Origin of the sequence: Paraburkholderia oxyphila NBRC 105797 (assembly GCF_000685075.1) — a bacterium.
In the GTDB taxonomy this organism is placed as follows: domain Bacteria; phylum Pseudomonadota; class Gammaproteobacteria; order Burkholderiales; family Burkholderiaceae; genus Paraburkholderia; species Paraburkholderia oxyphila.
In genome coordinates, this window is record NZ_BAYD01000045.1 from 60,107 (window position 1) to 81,909 (window position 21,803).

20 protein-coding genes are annotated in these 21,803 nt (G+C 65.6%); 5 read left to right on the plus strand and 15 right to left on the minus strand.

Going from position 1 to position 21,803, the window contains the following annotated elements; translation table 11 throughout:
* Positions 1-138 precede the first annotated feature (138 nt).
* From ctaD to BO1_RS25770, 4 genes are all read right to left on the minus strand, one after another.
* A complete protein-coding gene (gene ctaD, locus BO1_RS25755) occupies positions 139-1,752 on the minus strand; it encodes a cytochrome c oxidase subunit I (RefSeq protein ID WP_028220012.1) in 1,614 nt (537 codons plus the stop codon).
* A 129-nt stretch (positions 1,753-1,881) separates the two neighbouring features.
* A complete protein-coding gene (gene coxB, locus BO1_RS25760; protein ID WP_028220013.1) occupies positions 1,882-3,528 on the minus strand; it encodes a cytochrome c oxidase subunit II in 1,647 nt (548 codons plus the stop codon).
* Positions 3,529-3,632: 104 nt separating this feature from the next.
* The gene (locus BO1_RS25765) at positions 3,633-4,109 is read right to left on the minus strand and encodes a DUF2244 domain-containing protein (RefSeq protein WP_028220014.1); all 477 of its coding nucleotides are present in this window, start codon (positions 4,107-4,109) and stop codon (positions 3,633-3,635) included.
* 265 nt (positions 4,110-4,374) lie between these two features.
* Positions 4,375-5,379 carry a methyltransferase domain-containing protein gene (locus BO1_RS25770; protein WP_028220015.1) on the minus strand — a complete coding sequence of 335 codons (1,005 nt, stop codon included), beginning with the start codon at positions 5,377-5,379 and terminating at the stop codon, positions 4,375-4,377.
* Between the two features lie 192 nt (positions 5,380-5,571).
* Here BO1_RS25770 and BO1_RS25775 point away from each other — a divergent pair, with 192 nt between their 5' ends.
* Both BO1_RS25775 and trmL read left to right on the plus strand, forming a co-directional pair.
* Positions 5,572-6,375: a ComF family protein gene (locus tag BO1_RS25775; RefSeq protein WP_043286476.1), complete on the plus strand. Its 804-nt coding sequence runs from the start codon at positions 5,572-5,574 to the stop codon at positions 6,373-6,375.
* A gap of 45 nt (positions 6,376-6,420) precedes the next feature.
* Positions 6,421-6,891 carry a tRNA (uridine(34)/cytosine(34)/5-carboxymethylaminomethyluridine(34)-2'-O)-methyltransferase TrmL gene (trmL, locus tag BO1_RS25780; protein WP_028220017.1) on the plus strand — a complete coding sequence of 157 codons (471 nt, stop codon included), beginning with the start codon at positions 6,421-6,423 and terminating at the stop codon, positions 6,889-6,891.
* 42 nt (positions 6,892-6,933) lie between these two features.
* On the opposite strand, the gene BO1_RS25785 is transcribed toward trmL, so the two are convergent.
* From BO1_RS25785 to BO1_RS25805, 5 genes are all read right to left on the minus strand, one after another.
* Positions 6,934-7,467: an O-acetyl-ADP-ribose deacetylase gene (locus BO1_RS25785; RefSeq protein WP_028220018.1), complete on the minus strand. Its 534-nt coding sequence runs from the start codon at positions 7,465-7,467 to the stop codon at positions 6,934-6,936.
* An 88-nt stretch (positions 7,468-7,555) separates the two neighbouring features.
* Entirely contained in the window at positions 7,556-8,554 is a 999-nt protein-coding gene (locus tag BO1_RS25790) for an NAD(P)H-dependent glycerol-3-phosphate dehydrogenase (RefSeq protein ID WP_028220019.1), read from the minus strand.
* Positions 8,555-8,593: 39 nt separating this feature from the next.
* Positions 8,594-9,070: a protein-export chaperone SecB gene (secB, locus tag BO1_RS25795; RefSeq protein WP_028220020.1), complete on the minus strand. Its 477-nt coding sequence runs from the start codon at positions 9,068-9,070 to the stop codon at positions 8,594-8,596.
* Positions 9,071-9,308: 238 nt separating this feature from the next.
* Positions 9,309-9,572 (minus strand): glutaredoxin 3, encoded by a 264-nt coding sequence (gene grxC / locus BO1_RS25800; RefSeq protein WP_028220021.1) that lies wholly within the window; start codon positions 9,570-9,572, stop codon positions 9,309-9,311.
* Positions 9,569-9,994 (minus strand): rhodanese-like domain-containing protein, encoded by a 426-nt coding sequence (locus tag BO1_RS25805; protein ID WP_028220022.1) that lies wholly within the window; start codon positions 9,992-9,994, stop codon positions 9,569-9,571. The genes grxC and BO1_RS25805 overlap by 4 nt, the downstream gene beginning before the upstream one ends.
* A 237-nt stretch (positions 9,995-10,231) precedes the next feature.
* Here BO1_RS25805 and gpmA point away from each other — a divergent pair, with 237 nt between their 5' ends.
* The 3 genes from gpmA (at position 10,232) to BO1_RS25820 (ending at position 13,927) form a co-directional block, all read left to right on the plus strand.
* Positions 10,232-10,981: a 2,3-diphosphoglycerate-dependent phosphoglycerate mutase gene (gene gpmA / locus BO1_RS25810; protein ID WP_028220023.1), complete on the plus strand. Its 750-nt coding sequence runs from the start codon at positions 10,232-10,234 to the stop codon at positions 10,979-10,981.
* A 440-nt stretch (positions 10,982-11,421) separates the two neighbouring features.
* Positions 11,422-12,993: a S41 family peptidase gene (locus BO1_RS25815; RefSeq protein WP_028220024.1), complete on the plus strand. Its 1,572-nt coding sequence runs from the start codon at positions 11,422-11,424 to the stop codon at positions 12,991-12,993.
* 178 nt (positions 12,994-13,171) lie between these two features.
* A complete protein-coding gene (locus BO1_RS25820; protein ID WP_028220025.1) occupies positions 13,172-13,927 on the plus strand; it encodes a HesA/MoeB/ThiF family protein in 756 nt (251 codons plus the stop codon).
* Between the two features lie 110 nt (positions 13,928-14,037).
* Here BO1_RS25820 and ptsP read toward each other — a convergent pair whose 3' ends face one another.
* The 6 genes from ptsP to BO1_RS25855 form a co-directional block, all read right to left on the minus strand.
* Positions 14,038-15,777, minus strand: coding sequence for a phosphoenolpyruvate--protein phosphotransferase (gene ptsP, locus BO1_RS25825; protein ID WP_028220026.1), 1,740 nt, complete (start codon positions 15,775-15,777; stop codon positions 14,038-14,040).
* Positions 15,778-16,122: 345 nt separating this feature from the next.
* A complete protein-coding gene (locus BO1_RS25830; protein WP_028220027.1) occupies positions 16,123-16,392 on the minus strand; it encodes an HPr family phosphocarrier protein in 270 nt (89 codons plus the stop codon).
* Positions 16,393-16,608: 216 nt separating this feature from the next.
* Positions 16,609-17,157 carry a PTS sugar transporter subunit IIA gene (locus BO1_RS52760; protein ID WP_043286480.1) on the minus strand — a complete coding sequence of 183 codons (549 nt, stop codon included), beginning with the start codon at positions 17,155-17,157 and terminating at the stop codon, positions 16,609-16,611.
* A 498-nt stretch (positions 17,158-17,655) separates the two neighbouring features.
* Positions 17,656-18,609 (minus strand): glutathione synthase, encoded by a 954-nt coding sequence (gene gshB / locus BO1_RS25845; protein WP_028220028.1) that lies wholly within the window; start codon positions 18,607-18,609, stop codon positions 17,656-17,658.
* Between the two features lie 103 nt (positions 18,610-18,712).
* On the minus strand, positions 18,713-20,002 hold the full coding sequence (gene gshA / locus BO1_RS25850) for a glutamate--cysteine ligase (protein ID WP_028220029.1): 1,290 nt from the start codon (positions 20,000-20,002) through the stop codon (positions 18,713-18,715).
* A gap of 472 nt (positions 20,003-20,474) precedes the next feature.
* Positions 20,475-21,803: ammonium transporter (locus BO1_RS25855; protein ID WP_028220030.1), on the minus strand; the 1,329-nt coding region annotated here is incomplete at its 5' end.

The window sequence follows — 21,803 nt, forward strand, 5'->3', positions numbered from 1 at the left end:
TGGTGTTGCCAGTCGCCGCGGTTTGCGTGCTCATGCTCGTGATCGCCTTCAGGTCTACAACACCATGCTGGGCACATTGCGCAGCCGCGGCTTTCATCGGTGTCCGGCCGGTGTGGCCGGACACCCGGGACCGATGGCTTATTCGACCGTCGGCGGATTTTCGAACGTGTGGAACGGAGCCGGGCTCGGCACGGTCCACTCGAGGCCGGTTGCGCCATCCCACGGCTTGTCGCCGGCCTTTTCGAGCTCGCCGCCACCACGGTAGGCCGGCAGCGCCACGAAGAACAGGAAGTACACCTGCGAGAGGCCGAAGCCGAATGCGCCGATCGTGATCACCTGGTTCCAGTCGGTGAACTGGGCCGGATAGTCGGCATAGCGACGCGGCATCCCGGCGAGACCCACGAAGTGCATCGGCAGGAACGCGAGGTTGAAGAAGAACAGCGAGCACCAGAAGTGGATCTTGCCGCGCATCTCGTTGTACATCCAGCCGGTCCATTTGGGTGACCAGTAGTACCACCCTGAGAACAAGGCAAAGAGCGACCCCGCCACCAGCACGTAATGGAAGTGCGCGACCACGAAGTAGGTGCCGTGGTACTGGATGTCGAGCGGCGCCATCGCGAGCATCAGGCCCGACAGACCACCGAACGTGAACACGATCAGGAAGCCCACCGCCCACAGCATCGGCGTTTCGAACGAGAGCGAGCCGCGCCACATCGTGGCCACCCAGTTGAACACCTTCACGCCCGTCGGCACGGCGATCAGCATGGTCGCGTACATGAAGAACAGCTGGCCCGTGACCGGCATGCCGGTCGCGAACATGTGGTGCGCCCAGACCATGAACGAGAGAATCGCGATCGACGCCGTGGCGTACACCATCGAGCTATAGCCGAACAGCGGCTTGCGCGAGAACGCCGGAATCACCTGCGAAACGATCCCGAACGCCGGCAAGATCATGATGTAGACCTCGGGGTGGCCGAAGAACCAGAAGATATGCTGGTACATGACCGGGTCGCCGCCGCCCGCTGCGTTGAAGAAGCTCGTGCCGAAGTGACGGTCGAACAGCAGCATCGTGATCGCACCCGCGAGCACCGGCATCACGGCAATCAGCAGGTAGGCGGTGATCAGCCACGTCCACGCGAACATCGGCATCTTCATGAGCGTCATGCCGGGCGCGCGCATGTTCAGGATCGTCACGACGATGTTGATGCCGCCCATGATCGACGACGCCCCCATCATGTGCAGCGCGAAGATCGCGAAGTCCATGCCAGGGCCCATCTGCGTGGACAGCGGCGCGTAGAGCGTCCAGCCCGCGGCGGTCGCGCCGCCGGGCGAGAAGAACGAGCCGACCAGCAGGCACGCAGCGGCTGGCAGCAGCCAGAAGCTGAAGTTGTTCATGCGCGCGAAGGCCATGTCCGATGCGCCGACCTGCAGCGGCACCATCCAGTTCGCGAAGCCCACGAAGGCCGGCATGATCGCGCCGAACACCATGATCAGGCCGTGCATCGTGGTGAGCTGATTGAAGAACTCGGGGCGCATGATCTGCAGCCCGGGCTCAAACAGCTCGGCACGGATGGCGAGCGCCATCACACCGCCCGACAGGAACATCACGAACGAAAAAATCAGATACAGCGTTCCGATGTCCTTGTGGTTGGTGGCGAACAGCCAGCGCCGCCAGCCGTGGGGGGTCTCGTGGGCGTGATCGCCGTGCACGTGGCCGTGCCCACCGGCTACATCGTGTCCGATGCTAGACATGAGTCTCTCCTGAAGCGAATTGCTTTGCGTCTCTTACTGCAGCGTTGGCCTGCTCGACTGCCTGTTTTTCTTGCCTGCTCGTTGCGCGCCTCTTGCCTGCTTCGCGCGCAACGGCTCCGTTCAACCTGCTCAGGCTGCCGGACTGATCTCCACGCGCCGTGCTTCCTTCGCATCGGCGCCACCGGTGACCGTCTCCGGCTTCTTCAGAATGATGTGATCCTCAGCGATGCCCGCCGCCTTCAGTGCGTCGCGCACAGTCTGCGCGCGATGCTTGGCGAGCTCCGCATTTGCGTCGGCCTTGCCGCTCGCGTCAGTGAAGCCCGAGAGCTCGAACTTCGCGTCCGGATGCGCCTTCGCATAGTCGGCTGCGGCCTGGATTGCGTCCTTCGCGTCGGCGGGCAGCGTGCTCTTGCCGACTTCGAAATAGATGCTGGCCGGCAGCGCCGCTGTGGTTTGCGCCGCGCCCGAAGCCTGCTCTGCGCCGCTTGCCGCCGCGGCGGGCGCCGCTGCGCTCGTGTCGCTGGCCGCGCCTGCCTGATCGGCGCCGCTTGCCGGCGCAGCGCCCGCGCCTGCCGTATGGTCGCCGCCCTCGGGCATCTTGCCGTTGCGCGCATCGGCCACCTGGCGCGGTTGCAGCACGTCGCCGGTGTGGTTGCCCCATGCGTTGCGCTCGTACGTGATGACCGAAGCGATCTCGACGTCGTTCAGCGTAGGCGCCCACGAAGGCATCGCCGCCTTGCCGTGCAGGACGATGCTCACGTGCCCGGCGATCGGGCCATTGGCGATCTTGCTGCCGTCGAGCGCCGGGAACGCGCCCGCACCCTTGCCGTTGGGCTGGTGGCACACCGCGCAATTCGAGGTGTACACCTTCTCGCCGCGCTCCTTGAGCTCAGCCAGCGTGTAGGTCTTGTTGGGGTCGTCGTTGGCAGCGGCCATCTTCGCCTTCTGCGTGTCCACCCACTTCGCATAGTCGTCGTCGGAGAGCACCTCGACCACGACCGGCATGAACGCGTGCTCCTTGCCGCAGAGCTCGGTACAGAAGCCGCGATACGTGCCCACCTTCTCGGCCTTGAACCACGTGTCGCGCACGAAGCCCGGAATCGCATCCTGCTTCACGCCAAACGCGGGCACGTACCACGAGTGCACGACGTCGTTGGCGGTGGTGATGATGCGAATCTTCTTGTTGACCGGCACGACGAGCGGGTTATCGACTTCCTGCAGATAGGTGTCGGTGATCGGCGCCTCGCCGTTCACTTCCGCGCGCGGCGTCGTGAGCGTCGAGAGGAAGCTGATGCCCTCGCCCGGCCCCTTCACGTAGTCGTAGCCCCATTTCCACTGGTAGCCCGTGACTTTCACGGTGAGGTCGGCGTTGGTCGTGTCCTTCATGGCGACGACAGCCTTGGTGGCCGGCAGCGCCATCAGCACGACGATGATGAACGGCACGATCGTCCAGATGATTTCGACGGTCGTGCTTTCGTGGAAATGCGCGGCCTTGTGGCCCTTCGATTTACGGTGCGCGTAGATCGAATAGAACATGACGCCGAATACACCGATGAAAATCACGGTGCACAGCAACAGCATCATCATGTGCAGGTTGTAAAGCTCTTCTGCGATGCGCGTGACGGGCGGCTGAAAATTGATTTCATTCACCGCTGGGCCGCCCGGACTGTCTCCGACTGCGAGTGCCGCGCCGGCGACGAGGAGTCCGCTGCACGCCAGCACGCCCTGTAGGGCTCGCTTGATTGTTTTCATAGCTTCCTTACCCATAATTTCCATTCAAACCCTCGACCCCGCAGGAAGGTTCTGCAACCAGGTGACGCCCTGGGTGCGCGTCGAATGATGACTCTCACCCTGAACCAGCCCCTGCCACGCGTCGGTATTCAACCGGCGCGCGCGAGCCACGTGCGCAGTTCCCGCGCGAACTGCGCACGCCGATACTGCGGCAAATGCAACCCGACTGCGACCGTCTGGCCGCGGGCCACGAGACGCACCGGGTCGCGTGGGGACGCGCCCGGTTCGACCCGGACCCAGCGGGGATTGAATTCGAACTGTGTGAGCGCGTCGGCGCTCATCTGCTCGATCACCAGCCGGTTCGGATAAAGCTTGATACGTTCGTAATCGACAGCATGGCGCGCGTATATGACAAAGGCGCCCCCTACTACCAACAGATCGATGCCGGTGAACGGCAATATTAGCCAGGCGCCGCGGATCAACAACAGAACGGCGATCGCGATGGATACCAGCGCCAGCGATACATAGAACAACACGAATTGCCTGGGCGAAACCGAACAGTTGCGCTTCATGATCCAGTCTTTCAGGACCGGCTCCGGACTCGCCAGCAGATCAGACGTCTGCATCGCTCGCTCCCCCCACCGCAACTTGCTCAGACTATCGCCGCTTCACGTCTTGCACAACTGCGGGAGATCTGGACTTGCTGCGTCAGATTTAGGGACGGCAATCTCTGCAGCAACCGACGCATTATAGGCGCGATCTCAAGCACTCACAAGCAAGCTGCAATCTTCCGCAAACCCAATACCGGCGTGGCTTTGCGCGATTTTCCGATAATTTTTCGAGGGCTTTTCAGGCGCTAATTTCAGGCATAACGAAAGCCCCCTTACCACGTTAGCGATTCCTTGCCGGACCGTGCCCGATATCTTCGATGCGCACGATGCCGTGGCCCTCCGCCGTCGTGCGCGGCACGGCTTTCCACGCATGGCCATAGATGATCTCGAAGGTGAGAGGAATCGTACCGGCGTTCGGCCCGTCCTTCAAACGGCGTGCCTCGAGCGCGGCCGCGAGCGCGCGATAGAGGCGCCGCGATGCAAGCCCACCGGCCTCATCGCGTTCATTGCCTTCGTGTGAGAACGCGCGGTTGAACGGGTAAGCGCCCCAGCGGCGCACATCGGCGAGCAGCTTCTTGGGCGTCTTGTAGGTGACGGTGAGCGTCTCCTGGTCCATCACGGGAATCTCGAAGCCGTTCTCGACGAGCATGTCGCCGAGATCGTGCATGTCAACGAAATCGATGACGTGAGGCCGCGTGGGTACGCCGTGCGCCGCTTCGACTTCGGCCCACGCGCCACGCAGTTCCTTGAGCGTGTCGGGGCCGAGCGTGCTGAACATGAGCAGGCCATTCACCTTGAGCACGCGCTGCCACTCGCCGAACACGAGGTCGGGACGCGGATGCCAATGCAAGGCGAGATTGGACCAGAGCAACTCGAACGCGCCGTGCGCAAACGGCAACTCGGCGAAGTCGGCCTGCGCGAAACGCGGACCGCGTGCGCCGAGCGCACGGCCGATGGAAGCAGGAAGAAAGCGCCGCCAGCTCGTGTCGCCGGCGTCGTGCGCACGGGCGCGCTCGAGCATGGCGAAAGAGAGGTCGGTGCCGAATACCGGCGCTTCGGGAAAACGCTCGCGCAGTGTGGGGAGATCGTCGCCGGGTCCGCAGCCCATGTCGAGCACGCTCGCTGGGCTCACCTTGATGTACTCGAGGCGCTCGCGCATGCGTTGCGCGATTTCGCGCGGCAGGAACGCGACCTCGTCGAACGTCGCCGCGCGACGGTCGAAAATCCGTCGCAGATAGCGGGAATCGTAGGCCGGACGGCCGGGTCTTGGGTGAGACGGAGACATGTCGGTCGTATTGGCGAAGTCTGCGAAGTATACTCGCTCACTCCCATCCTTTCAGTCGCGAGCCCCGAACCCGCTTCGGGCCGTCCTTCAATGCCGCAGCAGAGCGCACCGCCCCCCACTTCGGCGTCAAGCCAGTCGTCCGCCTCGCGGCGCGCAAATCTTGCTGTCAAACCCCGGGCAAGACTGCACGCCATGCGGCACGCAGCGGCGCGCGTCCAGCGGAGCATACGAGCCCATTGGCCGCGGCTCGCCCAGTTCGTGCTGCCTGATCTGTGCCCATTATGCGGCAATTTGTCGCGTCAAAGTTGCAATGTGCGCAACGACGCGCGCGTCGTGCTCTGTGCGGCTTGCGATGTGGCGTACTGGAACGAGGCGCGCCTGCGTTGCAGCGTTTGCGCGCTGCCGCTCTCGGGCATGCGCCGCGCGATGCGGCACGCGCGCGATCGCTACCGATGTGACGCTTGCGTGAAAGCGCCACCGGCGTTCGACGCCACGTTCGCGCTTGCGGACTATCGTGCACCGCTCGATGCGCTCGTGCTCAGTTTGAAGTTTCGCGCCCGGCTCGCGCTCGACGAAGAGTTCGCCCGGCGTCTCGCACAAGCGGCTGCCGACCTTCTCGATAGCGCCGACGCGCCGCAACTGATCGTGCCGGTGCCGCTCTCGCGCGAGCGCCTGATCGAGCGCGGCTACAACCAGGCGTGGGAGATCGCAAGGCCGCTCGCCCGCGTGCTCGGCACGCGCGCCGACGCCACGCTGGTGCGTCGCACGCTGCACACGGCGGCGCAATCGAAGCTCGACCGCGAGACGCGCCGCCGCAACGTGGGCCGCGCGTTCGCGCTCACGCGCGCGAGCCATGGTCTTTGCGGCCTGCATGTCGGCGTAGTCGACGACGTGATGACCTCGGGCGCAACGCTCGACGCACTCGCGCATACGCTAAAGGCAGCGGGCGCACGGCGCGTGACGAATTTCGTCGCGCTGCGCACGCCGAAGGACTGAACGCCTCTTTCTCGTTTTTACTGCTTTTTCAGGACTTTCATCGCCATGTTCAACGTCGTTCTCGTCGAACCGGAAATTCCGCCGAACACCGGCAACGTGATCCGCCTGTGCGCGAACACGGGCGCGCGGCTGCATCTGATCGAGCCGCTCGGATTCCCGCTCGACGACACGAAAATGCGCCGCGCGGGCCTCGACTATCACGAATACGCACAGATGCACGTGCATCGCGACTGGGATGCCTTCATCGCCACCGAGACGCCCGATCCATTGCGCATGTTCGCGTTCACGACGCGCGGCTCGGGCCGCTTTCACGATCACGCGTTCTTGCCGGGCGACTGGTTCGTGTTCGGCGCTGAGACGCGCGGGCTACCCGACGCGGTGCTCGAGCGCTTCGCGCCCACGCAGCGCGTGCGCCTGCCGATGCGGCCGGGCAACCGCAGCCTGAATCTGTCCAACACGGTGGCCGTCGTGGTGTTCGAGGCGTGGCGGCAGGCCGGCTTCGAAGGGGGCGCGTGAAAGACTAACGAGATGTGAATGCGCGCGGACGCCGCGGACGCCTCAGCCGGAAGCGCGCGCACTCAACTCGCGTGCGTAGCGCGCGAGCATCGCCTCGTCGAAACAGGCGAACACGACGCGCTCGAGCGACGCATCGGCATTCACCTCATCGATCACGGTCTGCACCGCGATCTCCACGGCCTCGTCGGGCGGAAAGCGATAGACGCCGCAACTGATCGCCGGAAACGCAATGCTCTTCACTGCGGCCTCGCGCGCACATTCGAGCGAGCGCCGGTAGCACGACGCGAGCAAAAACGCCTCGTCGCGCGCGCCACCGTACCAGACGGGTCCGACGGTGTGAATCACGTGTTTTGCGGGCAGCCGGTAGCCGGCGGTGAGCTTCGCGTCGCCGGTCGGGCAGCCGTTCAGCGTCTCGCATTCGCGCAGCAGATCTGGGCCGGCCGCGCGATGGATCGCGCCGTCCACGCCGCCGCCGCCGAGCAGCGAGGTGTTTGCGGCGTTCACGATGGCATCGACATGCAGCGTCGTGATGTCGACGACTTGCGCTTCGATACGGCAATTTCCGATGGTGAGCATGACAGTCCTCCGGTCCCACACAGAACGAACGCTGGTCCGCAGGCGGCGGCGCACGGGCCTCCCACTGGAAGGCCGGCCGATCTGCGCGCTACTCCGCCTTCGCGTCGCGCCTGAGCAGGGCGCTCACGGCGTCGCGCGCGGCCACGCCGTCGAACAGCACGGCGCACACCGCCTGGGTGATCGGCATGTCGATATTGTGCTCGCGCGCGATGGCGAGCACAGCGCGTGCGCAGCGCACGCCTTCGGCCACATGGCCGAGCGCGCCGAGGATGTCATCGAGTGTGCGCCCGCTCGCAAGCTGCTTGCCCACGGTGCGGTTGCGCGAGAGGTCGCCCGTGGCGGTGAGGATGAGGTCGCCCAGACCCGTGAGACCCGTGAAGGTCTCCGCGCGCCCGCCGAGCGTCACGCCGAGGCGCGTCATCTCCGCGAGGCCGCGCGTGATGAGCGCGGCGCGTGCGTTCAGGCCGAGGCCGAGTCCATCGGAGATGCCGGTCGCGATCGCGAGCACGTTCTTGACCGCGCCGCCCACTTCCACGCCCACGACATCGTCGCCGGTATAGATGCGCATCGCACGGTGATGGAAGGCGGCGAGCGTGCGCTCGCGGCAGTCGGCCGAGGCGCTCGCAATGGTGAGCGCGACGGGCAGCCCCTCGCCCACCTCGCGCGCGAAGCTCGGCCCCGAGAGCACGCCGTTGCTCTTGTGCTCGGGCAGCTCGGCCGCCACGACCTGATGCGGCATCAGTTGCGAGTCGGCTTCGAAGCCCTTGCAGAGCCACACGAAGTGCGCGGGCGCGCGGCTCATGCCGCGCATCGTGCGCAGCATGTCGCGCAAACCCGCCACCGGCGTGCCGAGCACGACGAGATCCGCCTCGCCCGACGCATGGTCGAGCGCGGCGGCCAGATCCGTTTCATAGTGGAGTTTTTTCGGCAGCGAGACGCCCGCGAGATAGCGGGCGTTCTCGTGCGTCTGGCGCATGGCGTTGACGAGCGCGGCATCGCGCGCCCACAACACCGTGTCGTGCGCCTGGGCCAGGTGCCCTGCCAGCGCGGTGCCCCACGCTCCGGCGCCGAGAACGGCGACTTTCATTCCGATACTCCGCACCGGTGGTTTCGTTTCAGCACCCAATCAATGCGTGGAATGCGTGGCGTTGCTGGCGCCTTCCTGCTGCTGCGCGATTTGCTGCAGACGTTGCTCGTAGAGCGCCTGGAAGTTGATCTCGGCCAGATGGATCGGCGGGAAGCCCGCGCGCGTGATGGCGTCGGCGATGTTCGAGCGCAGGTACGGGAACAGGATGGTCGGGCAGGCGATGCCGACGAGCGGATCGACCTGTTCGGCCGGAATGTTGCGGATGTCGAAGATGCCGGCTTGCTTGGCTTCGATCAGGAACGCGATCTTTTCCTTGACCTTTGCGGTGACCGTGCCGGTCACGAGAATCTCGAACACCGACTCCGCGAGACGCTCGGCCTTCACGTCGACTTCCACTTCCACCGAGGGCATGTCCTGCTCGAGGAAGATGGCCGGCGAGTTCGGCTGCTCGAGCGACAGATCCTTGAGATAGATGCGCTGGATGTTGAAGAACGGCTGGTTGTTCTCGTCAGACATGGTGTTTGGCTTCCTGATTAAATTGAGTTGCAACCGCACAGTATTGCGTCGTCTCGCAATGTCGAGGCAACGCGATGCAGCCGCAATGAGCAGCAACAGACGACAACACGCCCGCGCGGGCCTTACCGGCTCGCGCGGGCGAAAAACTGCGGCGCAGCGACGCGCCGCCAAAATCTACGTCAAAGCACGACGCCTGGGCGCAACGTCAAAGCGCGGCGTCAGGCCAGCCAGGACCGCTTCAGGCTGCCGCTTCGAGCAGCGGCATCAAGCCGCCCGCGCGATCGAGCGCGGAGAGGTCATCGTAGCCGCCCACGTGCGTCTCGCCGATGAAAACCTGCGGCACGGTCCGGCGGCCGGTGCGCGTCATCATCTCTTCGCGCCGCGCGGGATCCCGGTCGATCAGCACCTTCTCGACATGGTCGACGCCGCGCGACTTTAAAAGACGTTCGGCCATCTGGCAATACGGGCACACCTGGGTGCTGTACATGACTACCTTGCTCACTTCGAAGCTCCTTGTTTCACGACCGGCATGCCGGCCTGCTGCCAGGCGTTCACGCCGCCGTCCAGCACGTGGACCTCGGCAAAACCGGCATCCTTCACGACGCGCAGCGCCTTGTGCGACTGCTGGCCCGTCTGGCAGACCAGCAATACCGGGTTGCTCTTGTTCTTCACGAACTGGGCGACCTTGGCCTGCAGCTCGCCGAATTCCAGATGGCGGGCGGCGGGCAGATGGCCCTTCGCAAAGTCGTCCGCGGAACGCAGATCGATCACCACCGCGTTGCGGCGGTTGATGAGCTGCGTCGCCTCGGCGGCGGAAACGCCGCCGCGCCCGCCGCGCTTGAGCGTCGGCCACAGTAGCAACCCTCCCGAGATGAGGACGATCGCGATGAGTACAAGGTTGATGTAATTGGTAAAGAACGTCACGGATGATCCGCCGGGAAAAAGAGAAATCGGGGGAAAACGGATTCAGGCAATCCGCTCATTATAAAATAACCGTTTGTCGCAGGGTTGCCGCCCCCCAGCCCGGGTGTGCAGCCGGGCATGCGACCACGGGGCCGGACCGTCGCCGCGAGGCAGCCGCATGAGCTGCGCGCCTGTGGCCATAGGCCTGACGGACCCCGTCCCCGATTACCGCTTCCTTCACTACCGACCGTCATCTTCATGTTCAAACTCGTACTCATCCGCCACGGCGAATCGACGTGGAACAAGGAAAACCGCTTCACCGGCTGGGTCGACGTCGATCTGACCGAGCAGGGCAACCTCGAAGCCCAGCAGGCCGGCCAGTTGCTCAAGGCGTCCGGCTATTCGTTCGACATCGCGTACACGTCGGTGCTCAAGCGCGCGATCCGCACGCTCTGGCACGTCCAGGACCAGATGGACCAGATGTACCTGCCGGTGGTGCACTCGTGGCGCCTGAACGAGCGTCACTACGGTGCGCTCTCGGGCCTGAACAAGGCGGAAACCGCCGCGAAGTACGGCGACGAGCAGGTGCTGGTCTGGCGCCGCAGCTACGACACGCCGCCGCCCGCACTCGAGCCCACCGACTCGCGCACGGCCTACGACGACCCGCGCTACGCGAAGGTGCCGCGCGCAGAACTGCCGCTCACCGAGTGCCTGAAGGACACGGTGGCGCGCGTGCTGCCGCTCTGGAACGAGTCGATCGCGCCGGCCATCAAGTCGGGCAAGAAGATCGTGATCGCCGCGCACGGCAACTCGATTCGCGCGCTCGTGAAGTATCTCGACGACATCTCGGACTCGGACATCGTCGGCCTGAACATCCCGAACGGCGTGCCGCTCGTCTACGAGCTCGACGAGAACCTCAAGCCCATCAAGCACTACTATCTGGGCGACGCCGATGCCATCGCGAAGGCCCAGGCCGCCGTCGCGAACCAGGGCAAGAAGGCGGGCTGAGGCCTTCCTCGTCCCGTTTTGCATCCCGGGCACCAGCCCCTGCAGCCCCACGGGGCCGGCGCCCGGGTCGCGGATCAGGCGCACGATGCGCGTGATCCGCGCATCAATCGCGCTAAAAGCGCATACCGCCTTCCGCCTTTCCACCTTCGCTGACAAATCCGCCAACTCGCCGCCACCCCGCAGCCAGCGCAGCGTCAGCTTCGCGCCAGCCCGCGCCCAGCAAGGCTTTGCGGCACGCAACGTGCGAACCCCGGCAGGTTCGGACTGTCGAACACGCAACGTTCGTCCCCGCATCGCCGCTCGAATCGCCCTCGTGGGCGCCTGCTCCATCGGGATCGATCGCGCCTTATACACAGACGCGGCAGGTGTGCAGTTATACTTGTCCGTCGCTTTTCCATTAGACGCTGCCACGCGCCTTTCGACCGCACGCAACAACCTCTATGCGAAAGAACCTCAAAAACATTGGCCTGATCGCTGCTGGCCTCGCGACCGGCGTATTTGCCACCCTGCAGATTTCCGCTTCGGCGCAGCAAACCCAGCAAACCGTGATCGAGCCGCTGCCGCTCGACCAGCTCCGGCTCTTCGCCGAGGTGTTCGGCCAGATCAAGCATGAGTACGTCACGCCGGTCGACGACAAGAAGCTCCTCACCGCCGCCATCAAGGGCATGGTCTCGAGCCTCGACCCGCACTCGTCGTATCTCGACAAGACCGACTATCAAGAGCTCCAGGAGCAGACCAAGGGCCGCTTCGCGGGCCTCGGCATCGAGATTTCGTCGGAAGACGGCTTGATCAAGGTCATTTCGCCGATCGAGGACACGCCCGCGTTCCGCGCCGGCATCCGTCCGGGCGACCTCATCACGCGCATCAACGACAAGCCCGTGCGCGGCATGACGCTCGACCAGGCCGTCAAGCAGATGCGCGGCGACCCGGGCACCAAGGTCACGCTCACGATCTTCCGCAAGACCGACGACCGCACCTTCCCGCTCACCATCACGCGCGCCATCATCAAGGTGCAGAGCGTGAAGTCGAAGATCCTGGCGCCGGGCTATGCATACGTGCGCATCACGAGCTTCCAGGAGCGCACGGTCCCCGACCTCGCCGCGAAGCTGCAAGACATCGCGCGCCAGGAGCCGAACCTCAAGGGCTTCATTCTCGACCTGCGCAACAACGGCGGCGGCCTCCTGCAGAGCGCCGTGGGCGTGGCGGGCGCATTCCTGCCGCCGGACTCGGTCGTGGTCTCCACGAACGGCCAGATCCCGGACTCCAAGCAGGTCTACCGCGACACCTATGAGAACTACCGTCTGCCGTCGTTCGACGGCGATCCGCTCAAGGGCGAGGCGGCCGAGTTCAAGACCGTGCCGATGATCGTGCTGACCAACGCCTACTCGGCGTCGGCGTCGGAAATCGTGGCCGGCGCGCTGCAGGACCAGAAGCGCGCGCTCATCGTCGGCAAGACGACCTTTGGCAAGGGCTCGGTGCAGACCGTACGTCCGATGACGGCCGACACGGCGCTGCGCCTGACCACGGCGTACTACTACACGCCGAGCGGCCGCTCGATCCAGAACAAGGGCATCCGTCCTGACATCCCGGTCGACCAGTACGCCGACGGCGATCCGGACGACGCACTCGTCACGCGCGAAGTGGACTACCAGAACCACCTCGCGAACACGCAGGACCCGGACGAGAAGAAGGAGCAGGACATCCGCGAGCAGGAGCGCATGGACATGCTGCGCCAGCTCGAGGAGCAGAACGACAAGAAGACGCCGGAGCAGCGCCAGAAGGACCGCGACCGCAAGCCGGTCGAGTTCGGCACGCCCGACGACTTCATGCTCCAGCAGGCGCTGAACAAGCTCGAGGGCAAGCCGGTGGTCGAATCGAAGTCGCCGATGGAGCGCCGTCTCGCGCTGGAGAAGCCGCCTACCTCGGCTTCCGCGCCGATCGCCGTGAAGCCGGCGGCCTCGGCAGTGCCGGGCGCTGCCGCGCCCGCCACGGACCCCGCGCCGGCGAAGTAACCCCGTCAAGCTGCTTGCCCGCAGCTTGCTCGCTGTATGCCGTCCCCCGCCTCGCGGCCCGCACAACGTGGGCCGCGAGAACGAAGCTCCCCGCGCCAGTACAATAAGCGCTCTGTACTCACGGCGCGCGTCGCGGCTCTTACGCCCATCGCAGCGCCCAAGCCCCGTGCGCATCGCGATGAACGACGACCAACTCCTCCGCTATTCCCGCCACATCCTCGTCGACGAGATCGGCATCGAGGCGCAGCAGCGCTTTCTCGACGCGCACGCGCTCGTGATTGGCGCGGGCGGCCTCGGCTCGCCCGCGGCCATGTATCTCGCGGCCTCGGGCGTGGGCACGCTCACCCTCGTCGACAACGACACCGTCGACCTCACCAACCTGCAGCGGCAGATCATGCACGAGACGGCGTCGGTGGGTCACGCGAAGGTCGAGTCGGGCCGCGACGCGATCGCACGCCTGAATCCCGAGGTGAAGGTGAACGCCGTGCAGTCGCGCATCGACGATGCATGGCTCGACGCGCACGTGCCGGGCGCGAGCGTCGTGCTCGACTGCACCGACAACTTCGCCACGCGCCACGCCATCAACCGCGCGTGCGTGAAGCACGGTGTGCCGCTCGTCTCGGGCGCGGCGCTGCGCTTTGACGGGCAGATCAGCACCTTCGATTTCCGCGATGCGGCCTCGCCCTGCTACGCCTGCGTGTTCCCCGAGGACCAGCCCTTCGAGGAAGTGGCGTGCGCGACGATGGGCGTCTTCGCGCCCACGGTGGGGATCATCGGCGCGATGCAGGCGGCCGAGGCGCTGCGCGTGATCGGCGGCATCGGCACACCGCTCGTTGGCCGGCTGATGATGCTCGATTCGCTGCGCATGGAGTGGAATACGATGCGCGTCGCGCGTCAGCCCGATTGCCCGGTCTGCGGCGAGCGGCATGCCTGAGCTCGCCTAGCTGGCGTCAGATAGCAAAAAGCCCCGGCTGAACTGCACCGGGGCTTTTTCATGTCGGGCGTTGCAAGCTGACTGCGGCTCCTGCAAACGCTAAAGGCCAGCTAAGCGTGCGCGAGCCGCCCGAGCGCTGCCTCCAGCTCCTCAGGCTCATAGGCGGCCAGCACGTCGGCTACGGGCTTGTCCAGCGCCTTGAGCTGCGAGCGCAGGATCTCCTGTTTCACCACGAGCAACTGGCTCGGATGCATCGAGAATTCGGTGAGCCCCATGCCGAGCAGCAAGCGCGTGAGCTGCGGATCGCCGGCCATCTCCCCACACACCGAAACCGGCACGCCCACGCGCTTCGCCTCGCGCAGCGTATGCGCGATCAACTGCAGCACGGCCGGATGCAGCGGGTCGTAGAGATCGGCCACGGCGTTGTCGGCGCGGTCGATCGCGAGCGTGTACTGGATCAGGTCATTGGTGCCGATCGAGAGGAAATCGAGGCGCCGCAGGAACATCGGCAGCGCGAGCGCCGCCGCCGGGATCTCGATCATCGCGCCCACCTGCACGTTCGGGTCGTAGGCGAGCCCCGCGTCGTCGAGCTGGCGCTTGGCTTCGCGGATCAGGTCGAGCGTCTGGTCGATCTGCTGCGCGTGCGCGAGCATCGGGATCAGGATCTTGACCGTGCCGAACGCCGACGCGCGCAGGATCGCGCGCAACTGCGTGAGGAACATCTGCGGCTCGGAAAGGCTCCAGCGGATCGCGCGCAGGCCGAGCGCCGGGTTCGCGGCGGTCTCGTAGCCGTCGCCGGCACTCATCGAGTCGAGCGGCTTGTCGGCGCCCACGTCGATCGTGCGGATCGTCACCGGCAGCCCGTTCATCAGCTCGGCAGCGCGGCGATAGGCGATGAACTGCTCCTCCTCTTCCGGCAGCTGGTCCTTGTGATTCATGAACAGGAACTCGGTGCGAAACAGGCCCACGCCCGTCGCGCCCGCGTCGAGCGCCGCCTGGGCGTCCTCGGGCAGCTCGATGTTCGCGTAGAGCTGGATCTTCGCGCCGCACAAGGTTTGTGTGGGCGAGAACTTCAGGCGCTGCAGCTTGCGCCGCTCGAGCGCCATCTCGCTTTGCCGGTAGGTGTACTCCTCGAGCACGATGGGCGCGGGGTCGACGATCACCACGCCGTGGTCGCCATCGACGATGATGAGGTCGTCCTGGCGAATCAGCGCGCTCGCCTGCTGCACGCCCACGGCGGCCGGAATGCCGAGGCTGCGCGCGACGATCGCCGTGTGCGAGGTGCGCCCGCCCAGATCGGTGACGAAGCCCTGAAACGTCTGCCCCTTGAACTGCAGCATGTCGGCGGGCGCGATGTCGTGCGCGACCACGATCATCTCGTCGCAGCCGCCGTGCAGCGCGGGCGGCATGGCGCCCGCGAGCGCCTTCAGCACGCGCTCGACCACTTGCTCGATGTCGGCCTTGCGCTCGCGCAGGTAGGCGTCCTCGATGTCGTCGAAGTGGCGCGTGAGGCGCTCGAGCTGCTCGGTGAGCGCCCACTCCACGTTGAAGCGCCGCGTGCGGATGAGGTCGATGGTCTCCTGAACGAGCATGACGTCTTTCAGGATCATCAGGTGCACGTCGATGAAGGCGCCCATTTCGGTGGGCGCGTCGGCGGCGAGGTCGGCGCGCAGCGTATCGAGCTCCCGCTCGACGAGCGCGAGCCCGGCGCGAAAGCGCTCGATTTCGCCTTCGATCTGCGGCGGCTCGATCAGGTAATGGTCCACGTCGAGCGCAGCCGGGGCGATCAGATACGCTCGCCCGATGGCAATACCGCGTGATACGGGAATTCCATGCAGCGTGAACGGCACGCGCACCTCCTCTGGTTATGTGATGCCGCGGCAAACCGCTGCAATGCGCTCTCTCAGACCCCGGGTTTCATTATAAATTCCGCAGCGTTCCGATGTTGCCCGACAGCCCTTGCCATAAGGGATTGCGAGCTTTCGCGCCGCCGCGCCGCGCCTTACGCTTCTCGCACGGCATCCAGCAACGAAAACGCCGCGCGTAAGCGCGGCGTCATGGAGGTCGGGTGCGGCAGTCGATGCCGCTGCGGCCGTCAGCAGCGGCCGGTAAGGGTCAGTAACGGTCAGTGACGCGAAATAAGCGTCAGGCCGGCGGCAAGCGCCGGGACGCCATTGCGCGCCGAAGCGCTCAGCTCACTGGCCTTCGCCGAACTTGTCGGCGATGAGCTTGAGCAGCGCGCTCATGGCGTCGCCCTCGTCCGGGCCTTCGGTTTCGATCAGCACCGTGCTGCCGATGCCCGCCGCCAGCATCATCACGCCCATGATGCTCTTGGCGTTGATGCGGCGCCCATTGCGGCTCATCCAGATTTCTGACTGATAGTTGCCCGCCAGCTGCGTCAGCTTCGCCGACGCACGCGCATGCAGGCCGAGTTTGTTCACGATGGTCGTTTCTTGTTGCAGCATAGTTCGTCGATCCAGGCGCAGTGTGTTGATGTGATGCTCAGTGATTGTGCGTCGCACGCGCCGGACACGCGCGCTGTGTGTCCCTTCGCGTCGATGCGTTGATGATGCCAGTGGTGCCAATGGTGCGTTTTACGGTGCGCGGGCGCTGCGCGCGTCCGCGGGCTGCGAAATCGCCGCGCGCCGCCAATTCGTCGGATTCGCCCACTCAGCGCCCATTCAAGCCGCGCCAGCGGGCTTGAGCGCGCCAAGCGGCAGGCCGGCCGCGGTCTGGCCGCTCTCCACCGCGCCCGCCGCGCCTGCTGCGGCCTTGGCCACGGCATCGCCGGCCGCCTCGGCGCAAGGCGTGGGCACGCAAGCGCCTTCGGCCGGTGCCGGCGTGCTCGGCCCGATCGCCTGAACGCCCTTGCTCGCGCCTGCGAGCGCCTTTTCCACCAACACGTCGAGCGGCGTCGTGCGGTAGCAGACGGCGCGCACGAGCATCGGCAGATTCACGCCCGCCAGCACGCGTACCTCGGGTACGGTAGCGAGCCGGGCGGCGATATTCGAAGGCGTGGCGCCGAACATGTCGGTGAGCACGAGCGCGCCGTTCTCCTCGCGCAGACGCTCGATTTCGGCCGTGGCCTGGGCAACCACCTGGACGGGATCGCTATCGGGCAGCACGTCGAGCGCGCCGATGCGCGCAGGGCAGCCGCCATAGATATGGGCGATGCACTCGCGCAACGCGGTGGCGAGCGGTGCGTGGGCGATGATCAGAATTCCTGCCATATCAGTACTCGCCGGGCCGCCCCAAGAGTGCTGATCCCCCTTGGGGGGCAGCGACCCGCGGGAGCGTGGGGGTCATTTCATACTCGCCGGGCCGCCCCAAGAGGACTGACACCCCCTCGGGGGGCAGCGACCAAAGGGAGCATGAGGGTAGTTTCATTTCAGCCTGACTGCAATTAGCGGCTTCAGTTGATGCCGGGACCTTTCCGGCAGGTGCCGATCCGCCGATCCCTTCGATCGCGTCCGGCAGCGCCGAGCCTGCGGCCAGCCGTGGGCCAGCAGGGTCGGAACCCGCGCCGCGCGGCCATTCCGGCGTGCCTGGCGGCACACCGGACAGCCAGCCCGGAACGCGGGCTCGCGGCATTGTAGCAGGGTCATTTTCGCGCAGACCATGCGATTTTGCTCACTGGATTTGCGCCTTCACATCGGTTAAATGCTGCCACTGCGGCTCGAATCAAGCGTGGCAAGCCGTGAGTCGAGCCCACCCTCCACCCGCGGCGCTCAGGCCGCCGCGCGCTCCAGCGCATCGACGAACATCGCGGCCACGTCGAAACCGGTCTGCTCCATGATCTCGCGAAAGCACGTCGGGCTCGTGACGTTGACCTCGGTGAGCCAGTCGCCGATCGCATCGAGCCCCACGAGCAGCAGGCCGCGCGCCGCGAGCGTCGGCCCGAGCGCCCTGGCAATCTCCAGGTCGCGCGCGGTGAGCGGCTGCGCGACGCCCAGCCCGCCCGCCGCCAGGTTGCCGCGCACCTCATTGCCCTGCGGAATGCGCGCGAGCGAATACGGCACCGGCTCGCCGCCGATCAGCAGGATGCGCTTGTCGCCTTCCTTGATCTCGGGGATGAACTTCTGCGCCATCACGCTGCGCGCACCGTCGTGGCTCAGCATCTCGATGATCGAGCCGAGGTTCATGCCATCCGCCTTCACGCGGAACACGCCCATGCCGCCCATGCCGTCGAGCGGCTTGAGGATCACGTCCTGGTGCTCTTCATGGAACTGGCGCAGCCGCGCCGCGCTGCGCGTGACGAGCGTGGGCGCGACGAACTGCGGAAATTCGCCGATGGCGAGCTTTTCCGAGTGGTCGCGAATCGACTGGGGCTTGTTGAAGATCTTCGCGCCCGCGCGCTCGGCGATTTCGAGCAGCCACGTGGAGGTGACGTACTCCATGTCGAACGGCGGGTCCTTGCGCATGATGACCGCGTCGAAGCCGGTGAGCTCGCGCGCGTCGGGCGTGGCCGTGAACCAGGTCTCGCGATGCAGGTCCGCCGTGTCGCCGACGATCTCGAAGCGCCGTACGTCGGCCTCGACGCGGCCGTTCACCCAGGCCAGATGCTGCGGCTCGCACGCGAACAGCGTGTGGCCGCGCTTCGCGGCCTCGGCCATCATCGCGTAGGTCGAGTCCTTGTAGATCTTGAACCGCTCGAGCGGATCGGCGATGAAGAGAATATCCATATCGTCCCTGCCTTGTCCCTGCTGGATGCCTGGTGTTATGACGGCAACGCCCGCTCGGGGCGGGCGCTGCGTTGAATTGTCCGAAAAGCGGTGCGCGCGGTGCTTACACCTGGATCGCCTCGGGGTCGGTCTTCTCCAGCTCGACCGACGCCGCGAGCAGCCCGAGACGCGCGACCACGCCGTACATGTAAAAGCGGTTGGGCGGCGCGGCGCCTGGCTTCGCGCGCGTGTCCGGCAGCGCCGTGTGCTCGAAGCCGAGCGGCACGTAGTGCATGCCCGGCGCATTCAGGTTCTGGTCGCGCTCGCGGCTGCCGTGCGCGCGGTAGAAGCCGCCCACCACGTAGCGGTCGATCATGTAGACGACCGGTTCGGCCACTTCGTCGCCGATATGCTCGAACGTGTAGACGCCCTCCTGCACGATCACATCGCGCATCTCCAGCCCGTCCTTCGTGGCCGACATCTTCGCACGTTCGCGCTTCGTGAGCGCGGCGACCTCGGAAGCGTCGTGCACGGTCATCACGCCACGGCCGTCCGTGCCGGCATCGGACTTGATGACCACGTAGGGCTTTTCGGTGATGCCGTACTCGCGGTACTTCTTCGCGATCTTCTTGAGCACCGTGTCGATGGCGGCGGCGAGTTTCTCCTCGCCCGTGCGCGCCTCGAAATCGACACCTTCCACATGTGCGAAGTACGGATTGATCATCCACGGATCGACGCCGACCATCTTCGCGAACTTCTTCGCCACGTCGTCATAGCAGGAGAAGTGCGTGGACTTGCGGCGCACGGCCCAGCCCGCGTGCAACGGCGGCAGCAGGTATTGCTCGTGCAGGTTCTCGAGCACCGGCGGAATGCCGCCCGAGAGGTCATTGTTCAGCAGAATCGAGCACGGATCGAAGTTCTTGAGCCCCAGGCGCCGCTGCGAGCGCTCGAGCGGTTCGAGCACGATCTTCTGGCCGTCCGCCAGCGAGATCGTGACCGGCCCGGCGATGGTTTCGTCGAGCGTGCCAAAGCGCACGTTCAGGCCGGCTTGACGCATGATCGTGGCAAGGCGCGCGACGTTCTCCAGATAGAACGCGTTGCGCGTGTGCATCTCGGGGATCACGAGCAGGTTCTTCGCGTCCGGGCAGATCTTTTCGATGGCCGCCATGGCGGCCTGCACGGCGAGCGGCAGCACTTCCTGCGGCAGGCAGTTGAAGGCGCCGGGAAAGAGATTCGTGTCGACCGGCGCGAGCTTGAAGCCGGCGTTGCGCAGGTCCACCGAACAGTAGAACGGCGGCGTGTGCTCCTGCCATTCGAGGCGGAACCAGCGCTCGATGGACGGCGTCGCGTCGAGGATGCGCTGCTCGAGCTCGAGGAGCGGACCGTTCAACGCCGTAACCAGATGCGGGACCATAAGGTAATACTCGCGGACAAAAGCTGATTGAGGGTAGGGAAACCGGGAGCTTATCTGGGGACGACTGCGGCGGTTGCAAGTCGGCTTTTCCCTTACGGGCCATAGGGTTACTCGACGTCCCGCCGGCCCCGGCTACGGGCCCCTCGCCGGGCGTCCCTGACCGGGCGTCCCGCACTATCCATATCGAATACCCATTCTGGACCGCGCGCATGGTCCCGCGCAATGGAGACACACGAAAAGAAGGGACACTAAAGCTAACGCAGACGAAATCGGGCTTATTCCCGCAAGCCCGGCGCCCAGATAAAGAAAAGGCCCGCCATAAAGGCGGGCCCAAGTCGCTGTACTCCGTGCTACTCATCGCTGCTTGCCGCTTCAAACTGGCTGCAAACCTGCGTTATGCGCTGCTAGACGTACGGTAAAGCGCACTGTGAATCGTACTGCGAACCGCGCGCCGGAGCGCGCGTCACGCTAGTTACTCCACGCGCTCGCCATGCAGCACCACGTCGAGACCTTCGCGCTCCTCTTCTTCCGAGACGCGCAGGCCCATCACCATGTCGATCACCTTGAGCAGGATGAAGCTCACCACGCCGCTGTAGACGAGGGTCGTCAGCACGCCCTTGGCCTGCAGGATGACGTTGCCGTCCGCGCCGCCGATGTCCTTCACCGCGAACACGCCGGTCAGGAGCGCACCGATGATGCCGCCGATGCCGTGCACGCCGAACGCATCGAGCGAGTCGTCATAGTTGAACTTGTGCTTGAGCCAGGTGGCCGACCAGAAGCAGACCACGCCCGCCACCACGCCGATCACGATCGCGCCCGTCACGCCGACGAAGCCTGAAGCGGGTGTGATCGCCACGAGACCGGCGACAGCCCCCGAAGCGATACCGAGCACCGAAGGCTTGCCCTTGGCGATCCACTCCGCGAACATCCAGCCGAGCGCCGCGCAGGCCGTGGCCACTTGCGTCGTGAGCATCGCGAAGCCGGCACGGCCGTCCGCCGCGACTGCCGAGCCCGCGTTGAAGCCGAACCAGCCCACCCACAGCATGGCCGCGCCGATCAGCGTGAGCACGAGGTTGTGCGGCGCCATCACTTCACGGCCATAGCCCACGCGCTTGCCGAGCACGAGGCAGCACACGAGACCCGCGATGCCGGCGTTGATGTGCACCACCGTGCCGCCCGCGAAGTCGAGGATGCCTGCGCTCGCGAGCCAGCCGGTCGGCTCCCACACCATGTGCGCGATCGGCGAGTAGACGATGATCGACCACAGGGACATGAACACGAGCATCGCCGAGAACTTCATGCGGTCGGCGAACGCGCCGGTGATGAGCGCCGGCGTGATGATCGCGAACGTCATCTGATAGACGAAGTACACGGTCTCGGGGATGGTCGGCGCGAGGTGGCTCACGGTGAGCGTCGTCGCCTTGTCGCCGTGGATGTAGTTCATGCCGGCGAGGAAGACGCGCGAGAAGCCGCCGATGAACGAGCCGCCCGGCGTGAACGCGAGGCTATAGCCCACCACCGTCCAGATCACCGTCACGACGCAGGTGATCGCAAAGCTCTGCATGAGCGTCGCGAGCACGTTCTTCTTGCGGACCATGCCGCCGTAGAAGAGCGCGAGGCCCGGGATCGTCATGAACAGCACGAGCGCGGTGGAGGTGAGCATCCACGCGGTGTCGCCCGAGTTGATCTTCGACGAGTCGACCGAGAACGGCGCGGTCGGTGCCGCGGGCGCGGCGGCGGCTGCAGCCGAGGCGTCGGCCGGCGCGCTTGCTGCTGCGGCGGCGGGTGCCGAGGCGGCAGC